We start from the raw sequence: 19044 nt of genomic DNA on the forward strand, positions 1-19044 counted from the left end.
ACCACGTTTTATCATCAGCTCGAAGCGCAGCACCTTGATGGCATCTCCGCCAAAAGATGAGGCTCAAGCCGAATACCCCATCTGTCGATGACACCGGCGCTCGGGCTCGCCTCGCGACCAAGCGCCAGGCGTGCCGCAGCCACCAAGTGGAAGTTGATGGTCTTCCACAGCCCGTTGTCCCGCCAGGCATAGAAATAGCCGATGCAGGCCTTCTTCCCTGTCTTGAACCAGCAACTGATCGCGTGCAGTCATCCGGATAAGCCGCACCGCCGGAGGCCAAGCTGACTTGGTGACACACGAACGCATTATTGTCTTCCGGTCTGGCGGCAACAGTATCAGCAGGACGGCAAAGCTGACCGGCTGCAGCGAAGCGCAGGTGAAGCGCGCTGGGCTCGACATCAGAAGGAAAGCGGGAAGCAGGAAATGCTGTCGCAAAAGTTGAGTTCTGCGAGGTGCAAAAGTCAGTTGCAAATCGTCGCGACAGAGGCTCGGCAGCTCCCCGAAGTAGCCATTTCAGATTGCTTGCAGGTGCGGATAAAGTCCTTTATGCATCGGCACATGATCAAGTCGGCGCTCATCGCTGCAATCTATTATGCGACGCTTCCATAAGGAGCGGCGCGTTTCGATCATGCCTTGAAACAAGCCGCCGTCAGGCGGCTTTGTTCATTGAGAGGACCCCCTGGCGGCAATACCAGGAGGATTCCCTATGGCACTTCCCGATTTATCAACCGGTCATTCCAAACCATATTCGGCGGCTTTGAAGACGCTCATTGAGCGCGGCTATGTAAATCAAGGGACCGACCTGCCGGGTGTCGATGCCGCCTTTGAAGCAGGCATCGTACCCGCTTACGCTGGTTTCGATGCGACGGCTGACAGTCTTCATGTCGGCCATCTTCTTCTGATCATGGCGCTTCGTCATCTTCAGCAGACTGGCCATAAACCCATCGTTCTCATTGGGGGTGGGACCACCCGCATCGGCGATCCCAGCTTCCGTTCGGACGCGCGGCCGATGCTGACGGACGAGCGGATCGCCGCCAACATTGAAGGGATCAGAAAGGTCTTTGGCCGTCTCCTTGTCTTCGGAGACGGCCCGACGGATGCCGTGATGGTGAACAATGCCGACTGGCTGGACAGCATTCGTTGGATCGACATGCTGAGAGACGTCGGCAGGCATTTCTCCGTCAATCGGATGCTCTCTTTCGACAGTGTGAAGTCGCGGCTGGAAAAGCAGGAGAATCTGAGCTTCTTAGAATTCAACTACATGATCCTCCAAGCGTTCGACTTCCTTGAGCTAACCCGCCGGACCGGTTGCCGTTTGCAGATGGGTGGAGCCGACCAGTGGGGGAACATCATCAATGGCATCGACTTGATACGGCGGACGGATGGAAAGGAAGTCTTCGGAGTGACTACGCCGCTTCTGAAGACTCCTTCAGGTGTCAAGATGGGTAAGACGGCTGCCGGAGCTGTGTGGCTCAACGAAGATCGCCTTTCGCCATACGATTACTGGCAATTCTGGCGTAACACGGAAGACGCTGATGTCGTTCGGTTTCTGAAGCTTTTCACCGATCTGCCGATGAACGAGATCGAGCGATTTGGACAGGCTGAAGGAACCGAGCTAAACGCCGTCAAAGAACGTCTCGCCAACGAAGCTACGGCCCTGGCACATGGAACTAACGCCGCCAAACAGGCGGAGGCCACGGCTAGCCAAGCATTTGGGCAGGGCGAAGCCGCAGAGGGGCTACCGACGCTTCATCTAAATGACGCCGAGGGGTTGGCCGGAGTAGCCCTTGTGGATTTGCTGGTACGCGCCGGATTGACCTCCTCCAAAGGGGAAGCGCGAAGGGCGATCTCGGGACGAGGTGTGCGGATCAACGGCAACGTTGTCGAGGTTGATACAATGATATCTTCCCAAGACCTCCCGATCCGGCTTTCGCTCGGCCGGAAGCGCCACACTGTTGTAAAGTAGGGTTTCAGCAAATGCTGTCGCAGAAATTCTGCCCGCTTAGCGGATATTGCAGACATTCGCGTCGAGTTCCCTGAGGAATGTCGAGAGACACTCCTCAGGGGGTAGTTAAGGCCGCCAAGTTTTCTGAGTTAGCAGGCGCGCCATTGTGGCAGCTTGGCTTGTATGGCGAGGCCATGGTTGAGTGAGGCGAACCAAATCCAGCCCGGCGGTCGATCCCGAAGCTTCCCACAATGGCGAAGAGAACATCTTCACTGGTTCCTTTTCAGCACAAGACCTTCCGTTCGCTATGGTCGGCTGCACTCATTTCGAGCCTTGGCACCCTAGTGGAAGGTGCGGCGGCAGCTTGGCTGATGACGAGCATCGCCACCTCCCATGGAATGGTGGCGCTCGTCCAGTCATCGACCACCCTCCCCTACATGATCTTCTCGCTCGCGGCGGGAGCGCTCGCGGACAAGTTTGACCGTCGCCGGATCATGTTGACTGCGCAACTGCTGATGGTCTGCGTATCCGCCTTCCTGGCGTTCCTGACCTATGCGGGGAATGACACCCTGGACCCTTCTGGGTCTCACCTTCCTAATCGGCTGTGGTTGGGCATTGCACGATCCCTCTTGGCAAGCCTCCATGGGAGATATCCTGCCTCGCGAACACCTGCCAAGCGGGGTTGCGCTCAACGGCATGAGCTACAATCTCATGCGCAGCATCGGGCCGGCGATTGGCGGCATAATCGTGGCCACAGCCGGTGCGGGCTTCGCGTTCCTCTTCAACGTCCTTTGCTACTTCGCTCTGATCGCTGCGCTGTTGCGATGGAAAGCCGAACGGGCACGACAAGCGCTGCCGCGGGAGGCTTTCGGCAGTGCGATGGCGGCGGGCTTCCGTTACGTGCTCTTGTCGCCGAACCTTCTCAAGGTGATGTGCCGGAGTTCATTTTCGGCCTCACCGCCGTTGTCATTTTGGCTCTCCTGCCGTTGGTCGCTCGCGAACAGATCAAAGGGACCGCAGTCACCTACGGCGTGATGCTCGGCTTCTTCGGCCTGGGAGCGATTTGCGGCGCGCTCCTCATCGGGCGGGTCCGAGAAGTTCTCTCCAACGAATGGGTCATTCGCGGTGCGTTCTTTGTATTGGCGATCAGCTGCTTCTTTCGGGCATGGAGCGAGCACGTTGGGCTGAGCTGTCTCAACCTCATGCCAGCCGGTGCGGCTTGGATTCAATCATTCTCGCTGTTTAACGTCCGTGCAGCTTTCGGCGCCGCGGTGGGTGGTTGGACGCGCCCTCTCTCTATCAGACGGCCACATACGGCGGCATGGCGGCGGGAAGCTGGCTTTGGGGCGAACTGGCGGATGTCCAAGGTGTTTCGGGAGCCTTGCTCGTCCGCCAGCTGGTTCTTGTCATTGGGGGACTGATGGGCATCCTTCTGCGTCAGCCGGATTTTGAAACGCTCAATCTGGATCCTACCAACAAGTTCAGCGAACCGACGCTGCAACTTGACCTGCGGCCACGAGCGGTCCGATCATGGTGATGGTCGACTATCGTGTCGATCAGAGAGATCCAGACTCGCCCACAATAATTATCTGAATTCAGCAGTAATTTTTGATCGCCCGTTCGTGCTGTGTACCAGCCCTGTGTCTTGCGCAAGTGGTCACGAACGGCTGCGGGAGCCTCGAAGACGCCCTAAAAACACATGCTGCGATTTTTGAACACGCTTGACGTGTTAGATTAATTCATCCACAATGCGTGTGTTGAACACGCGAGGTGAGTTATGAACATGAAAGAGCTTAGGGTTCGACTGGGCATGACTCAAAAAGATTTGGCAGAGCAGATGGCAACGACGCAACAGACTGTGGCCCGTTGGGAAACAGGCAAAACGCAGTTGAACGTCGAGCAGATCAAGGACCTTTGTCTCACGTTGAAATGCACGGTCGAGGAGCTGCTGGGCTGGAAGATTGATGTCGAGGAGTGGCGCACGAGCCCGTTTGCAATTGCCGATGCCGAAACGCGATACGGCACGCTCAGAATCAAGACGACTGTTGGCAGCCGCCAATATCCTATCGATGAAAAGGCGCGTGAATCGATTTTACGTCAATTGAAGGAACTTCATAATCTTCGTAGAAATAACACAAGCAGGCCATGGCTGTATTGTTGGAGCCTTGACAACAAAATACTCTTGATAAATCCGCAATATGTCCGCACCATTGAGCTTATCGGTGACGATGTAGAGGAGATGCCAGAGTATTATCATCCAGAAATCTATCGGGCTTTGGATGACTGGGATAAGGGTGAGGTTTCAGGAAAGCTGAAGAAAGAATGCGATGCCATCATCGCAGAGATGGGTGATCAGGAAGCCGTGCGCATGGCCTCCTATGTTCGCGTCACATATGACGACGGAGAAGATGAGTGGAACTTCTTGGATGAAGAAACCGCTACGACTTTCTTCGGATTGGAAGCTGCGACCTTTGACGTTCCCCAGTGTAGTTTCGCCGAAGTGGAGGAAGAAGGTTACTACCGAGCGCGATACGCCAACCTTGATCGCGTCGCGGTGATGGAGGTTCCAAGCGACCGTTATCACAGATTGACCGCGCCCGAGGAAGCTTAGAACCATCCACGAAGGGCGCATGTTACATCTCGACCTTGCGTGGTGCGTTTTCAGTACGAGATGACGTTAAGCGTAGGTAGTGGCAGGTAAGAGTGCTCGACCAGAAGCTCAACTGCCTCCTCAATATCGCTGCCGATGTGCCGCAGGACACGTCCACGGGAGCGTGGATAGGCGTGAAGTTCCTGCACTCCACGGTCCGCTCTCCCATCGCCGGTATATGCCCGACGCCATCTTGTGGACGAGCTTGGCCGCCTGCACCCGGTTGTATTCCGGCTTGCGGTCCGCCTGGGGGTCCGCCGCGATGGCTATCTCCATGTCAATCGGCGCCGAACTTTGACTGCCCGCTGCTTTTGATGATTTGGCGAGGTCCCGCGCAATCACTCTTGGTCTTCTCCTTGAGGCCCTGTGTCGCGAACTTGTGGTCCAGCAGGGCAAACAGGTCCAAGTCCCCCTCCGCCCGTGGCGCTGGCTTGCCCTCACCGCCCTCGGCTTCCAATTGGGGAACCGCTTCTGCGCGCTGCACCGTGGCGATTGTCCGCCCAAGACGCATCACAAGATCGAACGCCAAACCGTGCCCGTGCACGACGATTTGCCGCTCAGGCCCATTTGGACAGGACTTGAGCTGGCCCGGTGGTTTGAGCCGGGTTACCTTGAGCCGGTGGGCTGCGAACACGCAGTTCGAGACATTGGCCTCGATCACTTCGTAACAGGCCGCTGCGCCGGGCCTCGGGTGCTCCCCCCGAAATCGTTGTGTCGTATCACCGAGGGCATCACGGCCAACAGTTTCCACATGGGCAACAGCCTCGCCATTGAGCCGGATGTGGTCGCGAGCAGATCACCAACGAAGCGGTCGGAAGCTCGGAGCCGAAGTTCGACGCCGAGGTGGCGTTCGCATGATGCGGGAAGCAGCACCACGGCGCTTGCCGGTAGTTTGCCGCCGGCAGCCGACGAACTCCTATCCTCCTGGACCGCTGTGCGTTATTGCTTTGATTTACCGGCCGCTCAAGGCTTCCATAGTTTCGCTTTCAAGGCGACCTTTGGCAACATGCCAACGGAAATTTAACATAACGACATAAACATTTCTTTATGCGACGTTGACAAAGAAGCGAACTGCGGTAATTGTCTCCCGTGTCGTGGTTCTCCGTACGGCGCTGCCGCAGCGGAGCTAAGAGGGAAGCCGGTGCGATGCCGGCGCTGCCCCCGCAACTGTTAGCGGCGAGCCAACCCCACTCATGTCACTGAGGCGAATAGCCTTGGGAAGACGGGTAGAGGCTATGACCCCGCGAGCCAGGAGACCTGCCACGGCGAATTACGTCCACGGGCGGGGTGTCTCGATGGCCGCTGCAGCCTGGCGTTCGTGCCGGCCTGCTAGCGCCTTCCTTGTCACCGACGCCCCAACCATCGGGGTATGCATGACTGTCTCTCAGCAAATTCCTGTAGCAACGCTCGGCGTGCCCCGCTTCGGTCGTCGGCGAGAACTGAAATTCGCGCTTGAAAGCTACTGGTCCGGAAAATCGTCCGCTGCCGACCTTCTCACGACGGCGAAGGCGCTCCGTGCCGCTAGCTGGGAGGAGCAACGCGATCGCGGCGTGTCGAAAATCCCGTCGAACGACTTCTCGCTTTACGACCATGTGCTCGACACCGCAGCCATGGTCGGCGCCCTTCCGTCCCGTTACGGCTGGAATGGCGGCGAGGTCCCACTCGACATCTACTTCGCTATGGCGCGCGGCAACCAAGGTCAGACGGAGGATTGTGGGCACGGTGGTCACCAGCATGCGGCTCATCGGCCTGGCGTAACCGCGATGGAAATGACCAAGTGGTTTGACACCAACTATCACTACATTGTGCCGGAACTAGACGATGATCAGACGTTCGCTCTTTCGTCGACGAAGCCGGTTGATTACTTCCTCGAGGCTAAAGCCCTCGGCATTCACACACGCCCAGTCATCCTTGGACCGGTCACCTTCCTCAAGCTGGCTAAATCGCCTGCCGGCTTCGATCCCATCGCGCTCCTACCACGGCTTCTGCCCGTCTACGAGCAACTCCTGCGGAGCTTGAAGCTGTCGGGTGCCGATTGGGTGCAGATCGATGAGCCAGCGCTTGTCCTCGATCTGAACCCGAACGAACGAGCTGCGTTCGAATTCGCCTATGGCCAGCTGTCAAAAGCCGCGCCCGAGTTGAAGATCATGCTGGCTGCCTATTTCGGGCCGCTGGGAGACAATCTCGAAACCGCGGTTTCTCTGCCCCTGGCCGGGCTGCATATTGATCTCGTGCGCGCTCCCGAGCAGCTGGAAACGGTGGGTCGGCTCGCACCGAAGGATCTGGTGCTCTCGCTTGGCTTGATCGATGGCCGCAACGTCTGGCGTGCGAACCTGCCCGCCATTCTCGACCGCATCAAACCGATCGTCGCCGGCTGGCCCTTGGACCGCGTCGAGATCGCGCCTTCTTGCTCGATGCTGCATGTGCCGATCGACCTCCGCATGGAGACGGAACTCGACGCGGACATCAGGTCGTGGCTCGCCTTCGCGGCCCAGAAGACCGACGAGTTGGTGTTGCTTGCCCGGGCCCTGTCCCAAGGCAGGGATGCGGTGGCAGGCGCGTTGAAAGCGTCTGCCGAGGCTGCCGCCACTCGCGTGACATCCACGAAGATCCATGACCCGCTGGTTGAGGGGCGGATCGCCAGCATTGACGACAGCATGAAGCGACGAGAGAGCGCTTTTGCCGAGCGCTCCAGAGTCCAGGCCGGCACGCTCGGGCTGCCGCCGTTCCCGACGACGACCATCGGGTCCTTCCCGCAGACGCCGCAGGTACGCAGGGCGCGGGCCGCTCATGCGAAGGGCCAGCTGAGCTATGTCGACTACGAGACCTTCCTGAAGAAGGAGATCGAGGCTGCAATTCGCTGGCAGGAAGAGATCGGGCTGGACGTGCTGGTGCACGGTGAGTTCGAACGAAACGACATGGTACAGCATTTCGGCGAGCAGCTGTCCGGCTTCGCCTTCACCCAGCATGCCTGGGTGCAGAGCTATGGGTCGCGTTACGTGCGCCCCCCCATCATCTTCGGCGACGTATCGAGACCCAATCCGATGACGCTGCGCTGGTGGCAGTTCGCCCAGTCGCTTACGGAAAACCCTGTGAAGGGAATGCTCACCGGCCCAGTGACCATTCTCAACTGGTCATTTGTTCGCGACGACGTACCCCGCTCCGAAGCATGCCGCCAGATCGCGCTCGCCATCCGCGACGAAGTGACGGATCTCGAATGGTCCGGCGCAAGGATGATCCAGATCGATGAGGCCGCGTTTCGCGAAGGATTGCCACTGCGCCAGTCTGATTGGAACGACTATCTCGACTGGGCTGTCGAATGCTTCCGGATCGCTTCAACGGGTGTAAAGGACGCGACTCAAATCCATACCCACATGTGCTATTCGGAGTTCAACGAGATCATCGACGCGATCGCTGAAATGGATGCGGATGTCATTTCGATTGAGACGTCGCGCTCGAAAATGGAACTGCTGGACGCCTTCACGAGCTCCAAATATCCGAATGAAATCGGGCCCGGAGTCTACGACATTCACTCACCACGGGTCCCGGAAGTCGGCGAGATTTCGGATCTCGTCATGCTTGCCCGCGAGCGACTGTCCGATGCCCAACTGTGGGTAAACCCGGACTGTGGCCTCAAAACCCGCAAGTGGGAGGAGGTCCGCCCTGCCCTCATGAACATGGTTGCTGCAGCACGCGCGCTCCGGGAGAAAGTGTAGGCCGGAAGGTTTCCTGGTTGCTCACCATGTGGTGAGTTAGCGGCTGCCGCATGTGGGCCGTGAATGTGCCAAAACGCGATCACATCCTTTGAAATAAGTCACTCGAGCGAGAAAGTGCACTTTCCTTCGGCACGTGTACTAATCGCGCAGGAATAAAGGGAACCGTTTTCTCCCTGTGTGATTGGCGTCGAGACCGCTCCAGCCATGGTTATCAGCACGCCGAGTGCGTTGTTCTCGATCAGTTCGTAAAGGACTTCTCGGCTCGGTTCATCGAAATGAGCGGGTAAATACATGACAGTTCCTTTCACTGGCCGCCGGGTTCGCTGTTCACCGGCTGGCATCCGATGGCAAGCGTTCCAACGCGGCGGCGATCTGGCGCTTCGCTGCTGAGGGCAGAGGCAGGATGGGACGCGGGGGGGCGGCACGGCAAATGTCGAGCAATTCGGCGAGTGCATAGACGACGCGAAGGCTCGAGAACTCCTTGAAGAGTCTCCAGAGCGGCGCAAGCGTGGCATCGATCCGTCGCGCTTCGGCCGCATCGCCCTGTTGCGCCGCCGTGACGATCTTCACGCAGACCTCGGGCAGGATGCCGGCGAGGACGCTGTACCATGTGTCGGCGCCGGCGATCATGGCCTCTGCGGCGTTCCAGTCGCCGCTGTAGCCGATCGAGAACCCTTCCGGCACAGTGCGCCTCTGGTCGGCCAGATGGCTCTTGATCGCTTCGCCCTTGTCTGTCGGATTTTTGATAGCGACAATCCCACCCACCTTTGCCAGGCGGCTGACGAGTGCTGGGGTGAAATGGAAATGCGTCGTTCCTGGATTGTCGTAGATGACGATCGGCAGGCCGCTCTCGCACGCCACCGTGGAGAAATGTTCGAACACCTCGTCCTCAGTGAGCGGGGTGTAAGAGGCGGCGGCAAGCAACCCCGCGGCAGCCCCAAGGGCCTTAGCGTCCTGCGCGAACCTCACTGCTTCGTCGGTGCGCAGCGCGCCCACACCCACCACGACTGGCATTTGTCCCCCGGTTTCGTCCAAGGTCTCGGCGAGCGCCCGTCGCCGTTCCTCGCGCGTCAGATACATGTATGTGCCGGTGCTGCCGAGAAGACCGATGGAATCGACCTGAGCGGCGCAAAGCCTGGCAATCAGCTTGCGCAGAGCAACGGTATCGACACGGCCGTCACGATCGGTCGGCGTGATGGGAAACGCGGAAAGGCCGCTCAGGAATGCCATGGCAAGGCTCCAGGTTTGTGCGTGAGCGCAGGACTGGCCGGACGACAAGTCATCACAAGGCGTCCAGAGCCCGCCGCAGGTCGGCGATTAGGTCATCGGCGTCTTCAAGACCCACCGAGAGACGCATGAGGTCCTCGCCGACTCCATCGGCCAGATGCGCATCCTTGCGGATCGGCTGACGAGCACGGGTCAGGCTTGCCGGATGATAGATGAGACTGTCGGCATCGCCGAGGCTGACAGCCCGGGTGATCAGGTTGAGCCGGTCCATCATCCGCCGCGCGCCCTCGAACCCAGCGTGGAGGCCAAAGGCCAACATGCCCGACCCTTGGGACATCTGCTTTCGCGCCGTCACCTGATCAGGGTGCGAGTCGAGGAAGGGATAACTCACCCATGCCACCGCCGGGTGCGCCTGGAGCGCCTGAGCCACCGCAAGGGCAGTGGCGCTGTGCCGTTCCATGCGCAGCGTGAGCGTCTTCAGACCGCGCAGGATCAGGAAGGCTGACATGGGCGAGAGCGCTGCGCCGGTGATGTAGCGCAAGCCCGTTTCGTGCAGCGTGCGGAGCGTTGGCGCGTCGCCCAGAAGCGCGCCCCCAAGGGCATCGCCATGACCGTTGATGTACTTGGTCAGCGAGTGGAGCACGATGTCGGCCCCATGTTCGAGTGGGCGCTGGAGCGCGGGCGAGGCGAAGGTGCTGTCCACGGCAACCTTCACACCGCGCGCGTGGGCGCGCTCGGCAATGGCAGAGATGTCGAGGATGCGGCTCAGCGGATTGACCGGGGTCTCGAAGAAAACAAGCCGGGTCCGCTCGGTGATCGCGGCATCGAGATTTTGGGGATCGGACAGGTCGACCGCGACGACCTTGATGCCGAAGCGGGGGACCGCCTGTTCGACCATGGCTAGCGTGTTCGCATAAAGCGTCCTGTGGACGATGAGTTCATCGCCTTGGGACAGGAGCGACAGGATCAGCGTCCCGAAAGCCGCCATCCCCGAGGCAACGACCAGACCTGCCTCGGCTCCTTCCAGATTGGCGAGCCGTTGTTCGAGGATCTCCGTCGTCGGATTGTATTCGCGCGCATAGAGCCTTCCGCCAAGCGCGGCGGCGGCCTCGTTCGCTGCCACGCTTTCGAATCCATAGGTCGAGGTCAAGAAGACTGGCGGCTGAACGGCATTGGAAAAGCCGGCGGGATCGTAGCCATGATGGATCGCCCGAGTGGCGAATCCGGGACCGGTGTCGTTGAGCGACCGCGTGAGAGCATCGGTTTCCGATTGATAGGAGCGGGTCATTCGGCCTCTAAGATCTTGCTTGGGTTTCCGAAAGATTGACGGCAAACTGGCCAATGTGAAATATCCAGTTGGCGATGAATGAAATGGTCCAGTCTTCAAGTACCGGTTCTGCAGGTCGCACGCACGCGATGGGTGCACGCCAGATCTACGAGGCTCTTCGCGAGCAGATCCTCGGAAGTGTCTACGAAACCGGCAGTCAGCTGCCTTCCTCCCGAGGCCTCGCAAATGACCTTGGGGTTTCGCGAACGACGGTGACGGTCGCCTATGAGCAACTGGCCGCGGAAGGTTTCATCGACGTCCGTCAAGGCGCACGACCCCGCGTTGCATCTTCGTTGATCGGTCCTGAGACGAGCCGCACTGTCGCGAAACGAGTCGGCCCGGTTCATCTGTCCGCCTATGGCGAACGACTGCGCGTTACGCCGCCCTGGCCGGATTATCTGCCGACTGGACTGAAGGTCGATTTCCGCTATGGCGACCTGGCGCCGTCAGACTTCCCCGCATTGGTCTGGAAACGTGCGATGAACGAGGCGATGGGGCAGCGCCCGTTGCGTCTTGCCTATGACGATCCTCGCGGCTCGCGCCGGCTGCGTCAGGCGCTCCAGGGCTATCTCTGGCGCGCCCGAACCCTGAGCTGCGACCTCGAGCAGATCATCATCGTCAACGGTTCGCAGCAGGGCCTCGACCTGTGCGCGCGCCTGCTTCTCGATCCCGCCGACCGCTTCGTCATCGAGGACCCGTGCTACAGGATGGCGCGTCAGGTCTTTGCCAGCACAGGCGCCTCGCCCATCCCGGTCACCGTCGACGAGGACGGGATGAAGACGGAGTTGCTGGCGAGGATTGGTGCACGACTGGCCTATGTCACGCCATCGCATCAGTTTCCGCTGGGCGGCGTCATGCCGATCACACGCCGCCACCAGCTTCTGGAATGGGCGCGGAACAACAGCGCCTATGTGATTGAGGACGACTACGACAGCGAATATCGCTACGACATCAATCCGGTCCCTCCGCTGCACAGCCTTCAGGACCACGGGGCTGTCATCTATCTCGGCACGATCTCCAAGACGCTCTCGCCAATGCTGCGCATAGGCTACCTCGTCGTCCCGCCGGAATTGCAGGAGGTCTTCGCAACCGCCAAACAATTCTCGGACCGGCATTCGCCGGTGGCTGAACAGGAGGCTCTGGCCTGTTTGATCGAAAGTGGCGGCTACGAAAGCCATGTGCGGCGCGTGCGCAGGCTGAACGGCGAGCGTCGGGGGACGTTGCTGGGCGCCTTGCGGCGCAGCTTCGGAGATCGCATCGCTGTCCAGGGAGCAGAGGCCGGTCTGCACGTCGTCGTTTGGTTCGACGAACTGCCGCGATCGCGGGAAACGACCCTTGTCGAAGCCGCCCGAGGCGCGGGCCTGGGGCTACACCTGATCTCGCCCCTTTACGAGCGGCAGTCGGACGAAGGCCACATCGATCGCATGGGGCTTGTCATGGGCTATGCCGCCTTGAGCATTCGGCAGATCGAGAAGGGCGTTGAGATCCTGCGAGCGGTTGTCAAGCAGGTGCAAGATGCGTTGCCGGAACACGGTGGCTAAAACGGCGGGGACGTGGCGTGCTGGCGAGGAAACCGACCCTTGGGCTGAACCGCATTTCGTTTGCAAGCCAACTGGACTGGGAAAACGCCATGCAACTGGTGCTGTTGATCAGGCCAGTTTGGCGGCAGATTTTCGTGCGAGATGAATTTCCGAGAGCGATGCATGACCCGGCAAGGAAAGCTGCTTCACATCCATATCGCGCCCGCTGCCTCCTAATGAAAAGGAGGATCTGGCGGAGACGTAGCTTGTTGCCGGCCGAGGCGGGCTCGAGCACCCGCAAGAGATAATCGACGATCTCTACCAGGCCTTGTCCACGGCCGAATGGTGGAATTATCCAGCGCATGGTGCGGCATGCACCATGCCGATGCCAGAAGATCTGGACGCTCGACAAGCACCTTTCTTCAAACATTTTCCGAACGACCCCCAGCGCAAAGCCTCCCCATGAGAAAAGAGCATCCCATGTCTTTCACGCCATTGGTTGCCCCCGAGATCAAGGCCCGCTACCCGGATTTTCATCTGATCAGCATTGTGGTGCGGAACGCTGAAATCGACGTGCCGGATGCACAGGCGTTGAACGACACGATTGCGGCGGCGGAACAGGCCGCGCTTCGCGATGACGCCCAAAGGGACGCGCATCTTGCGGCGTGGGCCGTTGCCTACGAGGCTTTCGGCACAAAGGCCAATCGAACGCCGTGCTCGGCCGCCGCGCTTCTCAAGCGGGTGCGGAAAGATGGCTCTCTCCCGCGGATATCCCCACTGGTTGATGCCTACAATGCCGTCAGCGTGTTGTATGGCGTCCCGATTGGCGGGGAGGATCTCGATCTTTACCAGGGGGTCCCGAGACTTTTAATTGCGAAGGGAGCGGAGCCATTCGACACGATCCAGCAAGGTGAAATGGTAACCGAGCATCCCGAACCGGGCGAAGTCATCTGGTGCGATGATGCCGGTGTCACGTGCCGCCGCTGGAACTGGCGGCAGGGGCGGCGCACCATGGTCACGGTCCATACCCGCGCCATGTGGCTCGTGCTGGAAGCCCTCGGCCCAATGTCAGCTAAACAGACGACGGCCACCGGAGAGCATCTGATGGGACTTATCCAAGCGTTGTGCCCGGGTGCGCGAATCGAAACCGCGCGAATCGACGAGTCCACTAGATCTCGTGTTCCTTAGGGTATGGCCCCACCTTTCGGAGAAACACCCCACTCAGCCCTGTCCGGATCTGGCGCTCCTTGCTCGCTCCGCTGGCCTACACAGTTGATTGCGAACGACCCAGAACGGCTCTCGAAAACGAGCGTCGAACGAAATCAGATCACTGCTTGTTCTCCCTTAGCGTTGTTTGGCGTACTTTTATCGCGATGCCTCCAGTGGGGATGGTCCAAATTGCGCAAGCTCGGTCGAGTGATCGCGGAGAAGCTTAATGTCGACTAAATCGAAATTCATGGAGCGGTACGGACAACGGGTGCGAACCCGGGACGTCGTCCCGGTGTCGTCAGGCTCTCCCGTCCGACTGAGCCTCAGTTTTCTTCACGGCGCGAATACTCCTGAGGCCGCCCGGATTCTCGTTAAGAGACAGCTGCCGCTCAGGACGGCCCACGCGATACTCACGGAGATGGTCGATCACGGCAAGGCGTTCGTGACGGTTCCTTGCGTCGACGACCTATTGCACTGAAGAATGAACTGTCGTCCGCAGGCGTGATCGCGAAGGTTCATGCGCCGCGGCCGATAAGTGTTCGCGAAGTCCGGGATCGCACGAAGCTCTCTCAGGAGGCATTCTCCGTGAGGTATGGCCTCGATCTGGCAACGCTTCGAAACTGGGAGCAAGGTCGCTCGAAACGGATGCAGCGGCGAACACTCTCCTTTGGACCATCGCCCGGAATCCGGAAGCAGTCGAAGAATCGCTGGACATGGAGGACGGAGTGGCTGCCCCTTCGCCCTAAGGGTGCCGATCACTTTGGCGCGCGGCAATTCGGCCGCCAGCGCGATGACCGGCCGCCGCGCGGTATCGACAGCGCGCGAGCCTCATGCGTCAGACGCCTTCCTTGGCATGTCGCACGCCAGATCCCAAACATGATTCCATCGCAACGAGATGGTGACGGAAGCAGTGCCTGCACTTTGGAAACGAGCCATTTGCGTTCTCATGGACGTCGCGACTCGTCTCGTCCAGTAAAAGTCGCACTCATTGTCAATTGCGATGTTCCGCAGTCAGCTGGCCGTTTATTTTCCTAAGATCTGCATTATAGGCCGGGGTGTTGTCGCCGTTTCGGCGGGTAAGATGGGATAGGCGACCTCGGGTGCCTTTCCGGTCAGCGAGTTGAGGAAGTCAACAAGCAGGTCGACTTCTTCGTCCGCCAGTACCACGCCAAGCTGGGTGGTTCCCATGATGGCAACGGCCTGTTTCAGATCCCAAACCTTGCCCGAATGAAAGTATGGCGCGGTGAGTGCAACGTTGCGCAGCGGCGCCACGCGGAAAACATAGGAATCGTCGGCTGCATTGGTGACCGCAAATCGGCCTTTGTCTTTTTCCGGCAGGACCTCGGCGCTGGGCTGTTCCACGAGGCCGAATGGGTAATAGGCTTCCCCACCAACGTTGATGCCGGCATGGCAGGACGAGCAGCCTTTGTCCATGAAAAGCGCCAGGCCCTGTTTCTGTTCGGAAGTCATGGCAAGCTCATCACCATTCAGGAAGCTGTCGAAGGGGGCCGGCGTGACCAGTGTCGCCTCGAAGGCTTCGATTGCCTTGGCGAAGTTGTCGAAGGTGACCCGATCGGCTTCAGCCGGAAAAGCTGCATCGAACCACTCGACATATTGCGGCATGGACTTGAGCGTGGCGATGACTTGGCCCGGTGTATTGGCCATTTCGATGCCGGCTTGGACCGGTCCCTTCCCCTGAGCCTTCAGGTCTGCGGCACGACCATCCCAGAACTGGGCGATGTTGAAGACAGCGTTCAGTACAGTCGGCGCGTTGCGCTGTCCCTTCTGCCAACCATGGCCGATCGAGGTTTCGTGATTGTCGTCGCCGCCGGTGGCCAGGTTGTGGCACGAGTTGCACGACAAGACGCCTGACGCAGAAACGCGTGGATCGAAGAACAGTGCCTTGCCGAGAGCGATCTTTTCCGGGGTGATCGGGTTGTTGGCGACTGCCGGCGTGGTGGATGGCAAAGCCCTGAAGGTGGCCAGTGCCGTTTCTCTGAGGTCTGCGGGGATCGAATCCGCAGCAAAAGCGGTGGCTGCCAGCAAGGGGACAGCCATCGTACTAAATAGGATTTTCATAAATGATCTCGCTGCATCGTGCACGCAGCCACTCTGGGATATGCGGCTCATGAACGCCCTGCGCTAGATCAGCTGCGGGAGAGGACCGGGGTCTGACACCTGTTTTCGCGGCAGAGATGGGACCGTCTCGGAAGTGAACGCTCTTCTCGATTGGATTTCAGGGAGCCGGAGGATCGCTGCTCGGCAAGCGGCGGCGCCGGAGCCGTGCTCCGGTTCTCTCTGCGCCTTCTACCATGAAGAAATCGGGTCCGCCGCTGTCTCAGATTTCGGTTCGGGTTATCTGTTCCGCTGCAGGTCCGGCTCGATTTCCGGCGTGCCTTCGCCAGATCGACGTTGGCCCAAATCGATCCGGGATCGCGTCTTGTAGCACGCTTTGCGGGACAATCTTACTTTCGACGTGGAGGGCCGTTTGGGCTGAGCGAAATTAACGAATTTCAAAGGGCGCCCAAGTAGCTGTTTTGATTGGCTTGTGAGGCCTATAGCCTCGATCGAGCGAATATTGGCAGACGACGGAGCACAATTTTGGCCTCGTTTATCAGCTTCATGGGACAACTGCTTTGCGATAATTACAGGGCAATTTACCGTCATGAATTTGAGAGAACCAAGTCCCACGCAGTGATTTTCACACCGGAAGCGTTGCAGTCCTGTCGCGAGAAGCTGATTTACAATAACAACAAGATGATTAACATCGTCATAGCGCGCAAGGCTATAGTACGCTCGAGATGCCGGCGAAATCTCCATACAATAACCCCATCGGCGTACCCGCTCCAGCCTCACACCGACTGACGACGCCTATACTTGCGCTTTTCCACTGTCCGACATGCAGGCAGCGAGCCATTGCATCGCGGAGGTTGCATCTTCCAATATGACGACCTGTTTCGCAAAGCGGAAAAAAGTCTTGCGCGCTGCGCTCGCAGGTTTTCGTCCGTTGTATGCATCAAAGCACGCCCTGAGGGCGGCTTGGTAGATCCGGTCTCTGCGATCTTCTGGCCATTCGTTGAGAAAATCGATAGCATCCGCAGGACTGGCAATCTCTTGCACGATGTGCGCTGCACGCCTTACGAAAAGTGGGCTGCTGAAAGTCCCCTGAGCTCATGCGTTCCTCCCGACCTGCTGAACCGCTAGTTTGCGTAAGGCGCCTCCTCTACACCCGCCCACCATTGCGGAATGTGTTGTCACAGCGATAGCGGTTCAATAGCAAAGCAGCGGCGTGAGGTCCTCGGTTTACCAGCGGTCCAATCCCTAACATCCTGCTGCGAGAGCGGCTCACCGGATGAATCTACATCGTTTCGACCATTGCGAATCCACGCTTGATAGTTCCTCCACGCGCCACCAGGAAGCGGCCACTGCTCTGCCACCGATTTCACAGCCAAAGAGAGGATGGCGAACAGAAACAGCCTGCTTCGTTTCGAGATTACTGGTCGTTTTGGCACAAAGCTTACGGCCGAGACGCGCCTGAAAATGCGCAAGCACCGCGGCAGGTCGCCAACAACGGAACGCATCAACGGTCATGACGGCGCGATACCGCGCTATAGATCTCGCTGCTGGACGAGCATCGCAATAATCCTGTCGAGACCTTGGTTGCTTTCAGCGGCGACCGCCACTATGAAGCGACGCTTCGCCGACTGTGTTTCACGCCGCCTGGAGAGTTTCATGACAGAAGAAGCCGAAAAAAACATCGACACCCTCATCGAGCTCACGGCCGATGTCGTCTCAGCCTATGTCTCCAACAATCCGATCCCGGTGGGGGATCTCCCTGCCCTCATCGGCCAAGTGCACGCGGCTCTGAAAGGGACGGCCGGAGGTGTCTCTGCAGAAAAGCCGGTTGCCCTTACGCCTGCAGTCCCGATCAGGAAGTCGGTCACACCGGACTACATCATCTCCCTTGAGGACGGGAAGAAATTCAAATCGCTAAAGCGCCATCTGTCGACCCACTATGGGCTGACGCCGGATGGATATCGGGCCAAATGGGGCCTGCCGGCGGATTATCCCATGGTCGCGCCGAACTACGCCGCCGCACGCTCGTCATTGGCCAAGACGATGGGGCTCGGCCGCAAACCGAAAGCGCCGGAAGCGCCGGAGCCGGCGTCGACGAAGCGAACCCGCAAGAAGGTCGCGGCTTGATTTCGGCAATCGAGATTCGTTCTGGAGCGTTGCAGCCATCGGCTTAATCTGCGCGTCATATAAAAAGGCGGGGCCAACCCCGCCTTCCTTTCAAACAACTTTGTTTCATGAGGAATTCGCGACGCCTGCAGCAATCTGCTGCCCTCAGTTTTTGCTCGCTCCTATCGAGCGGCCGTGAGGACCTCCGGACCTACGCGCCCACTCTTGCCAAGACGCAGGAGAAAATTTCAACCAGCTTTGCTGAGGCTGCCAGCGGAGGACTTGCCGGTGCGGCGATCCTGCTCGATCTCATAGTTGATCTTCTGGCCGTCAGCGAGGGTCGAGAGGCCCGCGCGTTCGACAGCGGAAATGTGGACGAAAACATCCGGACCGCCATTGTCGGGCTGGATAAATCCAAACCCCTTGGTGCTGTTGAACCACTTTACCGTTCCAGTAGGCATATACGTATTTCCTCCTTAACAATTGCAACCTGGGCAGGCCATTAGGCCTGCCCCGACTCATAGCCGAGACTTGGGCACAGCAAAAAGCGAAAAATTGTTAAGTCCCGATCAGCTGGCGCACTCCATTTTGGCCGTAGTCGCCAGCAAGCAGTGTCCTACACTACCGCTCGAGCATGGCCGGAAGCGCCCGATCCTTCCAACGCTCCTCAGCGCCACGTCTATGGCTGGTGCTTGGAGGCACGGGACGTAAGGCCGACCGCTGCTCGTGCCGCCAGGTCAAAGGGCCGGGTAGTTCACGGAGCTACCTTCGTGCATAACGGCTTGGCAAGCGCTTGAAGGAGTTTCGAATTGGGTTGTTTCAAGAGGGTCGAGGGGTTAATCGATGCCACCAGCGTGGAAGCGATCGATAACGCGCGCGTTTTGCTGGACCAGTTCAAGGGCAAGTCAGAAACAATCGCCCAAGCGATCGACGACTTCCTACTTGATTTCATGACCTTGCTGTTTGTGCTAGAAGCTACCCGCGAGCGGTTCCACAATCCGGCGAGGCGGTTGGCGCGCATCAGATTGAGCAGGATCAGGCTGTTACTCACCCGATGCTCTTGACCTTAGGGACCACGCCGCCAGGGATGCGTTTGCAGCCGCAAAGAAGGCAAAATCTGTTCGCCGGCAAACCGAGCACAGCCAGGTGGCATTTACGCAGATGAATTCGATCGCGACCGCAAATTCTCCTGTTTGGTACCCAGCGACGACGGCAAGCGCGGACAGCTTCCGTGCTGCTGTCCTCCAGCGACAAACGTGCCTGCATGC

At 59.0% G+C, this 19044-nt stretch carries 14 protein-coding genes, 2 pseudogenes and 1 riboswitch; of the genes and pseudogenes, 8 read left to right on the plus strand and 8 right to left on the minus strand.

All coding sequences use genetic code 11. The features are described from left to right. Positions 1–68: 68 nt before the first annotated feature. Positions 69–197, minus strand: a pseudogene (locus tag NKI39_RS27025) (IS5/IS1182 family transposase); the annotation flags it as partial. A 509-nt stretch (positions 198–706) separates the two neighbouring features. Here NKI39_RS27025 and tyrS point away from each other — a divergent pair. The 3 genes and pseudogenes from tyrS to NKI39_RS27040 all read left to right on the plus strand — a co-directional run bounded on the left by tyrS (position 707) and on the right by NKI39_RS27040 (position 4556). Beyond that, the gene (gene tyrS, locus NKI39_RS27030; RefSeq protein ID WP_352746511.1) at positions 707–1966 is read left to right on the plus strand and encodes a tyrosine--tRNA ligase; all 1260 of its coding nucleotides are present in this window, start codon (positions 707–709) and stop codon (positions 1964–1966) included. Positions 1967–2196: 230 nt separating this feature from the next. Next, positions 2197–3511: pseudogene (locus tag NKI39_RS27035) on the plus strand (MFS transporter); the annotation flags it as partial. A 211-nt stretch (positions 3512–3722) separates the two neighbouring features. After that, positions 3723–4556 carry a helix-turn-helix transcriptional regulator gene (locus tag NKI39_RS27040; protein ID WP_352515945.1) on the plus strand — a complete coding sequence of 278 codons (834 nt, stop codon included), beginning with the start codon at positions 3723–3725 and terminating at the stop codon, positions 4554–4556. A gap of 316 nt (positions 4557–4872) precedes the next feature. Here NKI39_RS27040 and NKI39_RS27045 read toward each other — a convergent pair whose 3' ends face one another. Continuing rightward, positions 4873–5256, minus strand: coding sequence for a hypothetical protein (locus NKI39_RS27045; RefSeq protein WP_352835671.1), 384 nt, complete (start codon positions 5254–5256; stop codon positions 4873–4875). Between the two features lie 417 nt (positions 5257–5673). Then, positions 5674–5874: riboswitch (cobalamin riboswitch) on the plus strand. 94 nt (positions 5875–5968) lie between these two features. Here NKI39_RS27045 and metE point away from each other — a divergent pair. Continuing rightward, on the plus strand, positions 5969–8311 hold the full coding sequence (metE, locus tag NKI39_RS27050; RefSeq protein WP_352835742.1) for a 5-methyltetrahydropteroyltriglutamate--homocysteine S-methyltransferase: 2343 nt from the start codon (positions 5969–5971) through the stop codon (positions 8309–8311). A gap of 98 nt (positions 8312–8409) precedes the next feature. Here metE and NKI39_RS27055 read toward each other — a convergent pair whose 3' ends face one another. From NKI39_RS27055 to NKI39_RS27065, 3 genes are read right to left on the minus strand one after another with little or no spacing between them, the layout of a single operon-like run. Beyond that, on the minus strand, positions 8410–8604 hold the full coding sequence (locus NKI39_RS27055; protein ID WP_352835674.1) for an FMN-binding negative transcriptional regulator: 195 nt from the start codon (positions 8602–8604) through the stop codon (positions 8410–8412). 34 nt (positions 8605–8638) lie between these two features. Next, a complete protein-coding gene (locus NKI39_RS27060; protein ID WP_352835677.1) occupies positions 8639–9541 on the minus strand; it encodes a dihydrodipicolinate synthase family protein in 903 nt (300 codons plus the stop codon). A 52-nt stretch (positions 9542–9593) separates the two neighbouring features. Further along, on the minus strand, positions 9594–10826 hold the full coding sequence (locus NKI39_RS27065) for a trans-sulfuration enzyme family protein (RefSeq protein ID WP_352615368.1): 1233 nt from the start codon (positions 10824–10826) through the stop codon (positions 9594–9596). Between the two features lie 83 nt (positions 10827–10909). On the opposite strand from NKI39_RS27065, the gene pdxR reads away from it, so the two are divergent. Together pdxR and NKI39_RS27075 are read left to right on the plus strand one after the other, a co-directional pair. Continuing rightward, entirely contained in the window at positions 10910–12406 is a 1497-nt protein-coding gene (gene pdxR, locus NKI39_RS27070; protein ID WP_352835680.1) for a MocR-like pyridoxine biosynthesis transcription factor PdxR, read from the plus strand. Positions 12407–12865: 459 nt separating this feature from the next. Continuing rightward, positions 12866–13573, plus strand: a complete 708-nt coding sequence (locus tag NKI39_RS27075) for a B3/B4 domain-containing protein (protein WP_352615370.1) — start codon at positions 12866–12868, stop codon at positions 13571–13573. Between the two features lie 1044 nt (positions 13574–14617). Here the strand turns inward: NKI39_RS27075 and NKI39_RS27080 are convergent. Together NKI39_RS27080 and NKI39_RS27085 are read right to left on the minus strand one after the other, a co-directional pair. After that, positions 14618–15673, minus strand: a complete 1056-nt coding sequence (locus NKI39_RS27080; RefSeq protein ID WP_352835682.1) for a cytochrome-c peroxidase — start codon at positions 15671–15673, stop codon at positions 14618–14620. Positions 15674–16465: 792 nt separating this feature from the next. Further along, positions 16466–16714 carry a DUF982 domain-containing protein gene (locus tag NKI39_RS27085; RefSeq protein WP_352835685.1) on the minus strand — a complete coding sequence of 83 codons (249 nt, stop codon included), beginning with the start codon at positions 16712–16714 and terminating at the stop codon, positions 16466–16468. A 612-nt stretch (positions 16715–17326) separates the two neighbouring features. Between NKI39_RS27085 and NKI39_RS27090 the strand changes: the two genes are divergently transcribed. After that, positions 17327–17797 (plus strand): Ros/MucR family transcriptional regulator, encoded by a 471-nt coding sequence (locus NKI39_RS27090; protein ID WP_352835687.1) that lies wholly within the window; start codon positions 17327–17329, stop codon positions 17795–17797. 227 nt (positions 17798–18024) lie between these two features. Here NKI39_RS27090 and NKI39_RS27095 read toward each other — a convergent pair whose 3' ends face one another. Next, positions 18025–18237 carry a cold-shock protein gene (locus NKI39_RS27095; RefSeq protein ID WP_023679670.1) on the minus strand — a complete coding sequence of 71 codons (213 nt, stop codon included), beginning with the start codon at positions 18235–18237 and terminating at the stop codon, positions 18025–18027. A gap of 348 nt (positions 18238–18585) precedes the next feature. On the opposite strand from NKI39_RS27095, the gene NKI39_RS27100 reads away from it, so the two are divergent. Then, positions 18586–18840, plus strand: coding sequence for a hypothetical protein (locus tag NKI39_RS27100; RefSeq protein ID WP_352835688.1), 255 nt, complete (start codon positions 18586–18588; stop codon positions 18838–18840). The last annotated feature ends 204 nt before the right edge of the window (positions 18841–19044 follow it).

Source organism: Mesorhizobium sp. M0664 (assembly GCF_040320565.1).
In the GTDB taxonomy this organism is placed as follows: Bacteria; Pseudomonadota; Alphaproteobacteria; order Rhizobiales; family Rhizobiaceae; genus Mesorhizobium.

Coding starts and splice junctions, on each gene's coding strand:
- tyrS (WP_352746511.1), top strand. CDS start 707: ATGGCACTTCCCGATTTATCAACCGGTCATTCCAAACCATATTCGGCG.
- NKI39_RS27040 (WP_352515945.1), top strand. CDS start 3,723: ATGAACATGAAAGAGCTTAGGGTTCGACTGGGCATGACTCAAAAAGAT.
- metE (WP_352835742.1), top strand. CDS start 5,969: ATGACTGTCTCTCAGCAAATTCCTGTAGCAACGCTCGGCGTGCCCCGC.
- NKI39_RS27055 (WP_352835674.1), bottom strand. CDS start 8,604: ATGTATTTACCCGCTCATTTCGATGAACCGAGCCGAGAAGTCCTTTAC.
- NKI39_RS27060 (WP_352835677.1), bottom strand. CDS start 9,541: ATGGCATTCCTGAGCGGCCTTTCCGCGTTTCCCATCACGCCGACCGAT.
- NKI39_RS27065 (WP_352615368.1), bottom strand. CDS start 10,826: ATGACCCGCTCCTATCAATCGGAAACCGATGCTCTCACGCGGTCGCTC.
- pdxR (WP_352835680.1), top strand. CDS start 10,910: ATGGTCCAGTCTTCAAGTACCGGTTCTGCAGGTCGCACGCACGCGATG.
- NKI39_RS27075 (WP_352615370.1), top strand. CDS start 12,866: ATGTCTTTCACGCCATTGGTTGCCCCCGAGATCAAGGCCCGCTACCCG.
- NKI39_RS27080 (WP_352835682.1), bottom strand. CDS start 15,673: ATGAAAATCCTATTTAGTACGATGGCTGTCCCCTTGCTGGCAGCCACC.
- NKI39_RS27090 (WP_352835687.1), top strand. CDS start 17,327: ATGACAGAAGAAGCCGAAAAAAACATCGACACCCTCATCGAGCTCACG.
- NKI39_RS27095 (WP_023679670.1), bottom strand. CDS start 18,237: ATGCCTACTGGAACGGTAAAGTGGTTCAACAGCACCAAGGGGTTTGGA.